Origin of the sequence: Xylanibacillus composti (assembly GCF_018403685.1) — a bacterium.
Lineage (GTDB): Bacteria > Bacillota > Bacilli > Paenibacillales > K13 > Xylanibacillus > Xylanibacillus composti.
The window spans coordinates 1-1,602 of record NZ_BOVK01000102.1 but is presented as its reverse complement, the minus strand read 5'-3'; the positions used below and the strand labels follow the sequence as shown (position 1 = coordinate 1,602).

The 1,602-nt window shown below is 41.7% G+C and carries 1 protein-coding gene; it reads right to left on the bottom strand.

Annotated elements, in window-relative coordinates:
• Window positions 1–895: 895 nt before the first annotated feature.
• A partial coding sequence (locus XYCOK13_RS21550) for an RHS repeat-associated core domain-containing protein (protein WP_213414317.1) occupies window positions 896–1,602 on the bottom strand: 707 nt, incomplete at its 5' end.

The following is a 1,602-nucleotide window of genomic DNA, read 5'->3' as shown; positions in this document are numbered from 1 at the left end:
AGTGGCATACTTGTTTCTAAGATCAAGCGATGAAGAAAACCATCCATGAGTAAACCAGAAAAGCAAAAAGGGGGAGGGGGAAGTTCAAATTCATGGCGTGCCTGTGGCACGTAAAGCAAGGTGTATTGGTTGGCCATAGAAGCAAATCCCGGAACAAGCTTCGCCGCTAGATAAGGTACGGCGGTAATGGTTTAGGGCGTGGTGTTGCTCGGTCGCAAGGCGGAGCCGCTACCCACGCCCCAAAGCACCAGAATGATCCTAATTCTTGCCGTTGGCATGTACTTGGATCATTCGGAAGAGACGAGACGCGAGGCGTCCTGCAAGCTGCCAGACAAATACGGCAGCGCTATTGGCTTACCCGCCTGCGGCGGTAGGTTTTATGGCGTTGGTTCGCTCGGTCGCGAAGCGCAGCGGCTTACAACGCCAAAAAGCTTACGAATGATCCATATCTTTGTCGTAGACATACACCGGGATCATTCTTGTTTTAATCGCGCTTCACAGCCAGAAACGCGCAAAAAAAGCTATTCTCGGTTGTTTTTTTATCAAACAGAATCACCAAAAAAAGAACGGCTTGCCCACTGTTGATCTAAACTAGTGGACAAACCGTTTCTCTATGCCTATAGACTTACAAAACTCATTTATGATCCTTTAATTTCGTTTCAGGCCTCTTCTCAACATTATTATGCCGTATAGCATGATAAATACTAGTATGACAAACAGCTCATTTGAAAAGCCATACTGAAAAATCCAATATAGCCCCCCTGCTATGTTACCAAGTATAAGCATCGGGAAGAGCCATGTCTTCTCATGCCCCAGAACAAAGTAATTCACTATTAGCAAAACATTCAAAATCAGCATGATTAAAATAAATTCCATCTCAGACATACACCTCTGTTTACTCAATTAATAGCAATTCTTCTCTCAATTGCTCAAGAGCATCCCCATCCCAAATGTACTTAGTACCATATTTCCCTGCATTTTTACTTTCCGTTATTTTTCCATCTGCTAAAAATTCTTTAATTCTAAGTTCTGCGTGAAGATACTTTGCAAGCAACTGCTCTTTGCTACTCGAAGCCATATAGTCTTTTGCGAAGAAATTCCCAGAGATGTTATAGCCATCAATGATCTCATCAACTGTCGTATCGTAGTTATAGGTGTCCAAGAAATTCTTTGCATTTAATCCTGCGCTTAACCACCATACAAATTTCCCCGAAAACTTTAATACTCGCTTCCCATAATATTCATTGGGGACCTCATAATTAACAGTGTATTGATATAGGTCCATTCCAGAGTTAGTTAGAATATCCGTTGCTTTTGTAAAGAGATTGCTGTTAATCGGTTCAATATTAGCCAAACTATCCATTCCACTGTTTATCCAAGAACCAACCCAAGGAATTACACCAAAAGTGTCATGCCCATGATCCACAAATTTATCAGTGAAAAAGATCGAGTAAATTCCCTTGTCTTCCGATGACAAATTGATATACGGTTTGTGCCCACTTGGGTCTGTATACAGCAATGGATTGTTGTATACGTAAGTGTAGAGGTTCAAGCTCAGTGGATTTGTCAGCTCACCCTCATAACTATCTTCATTAATAAACC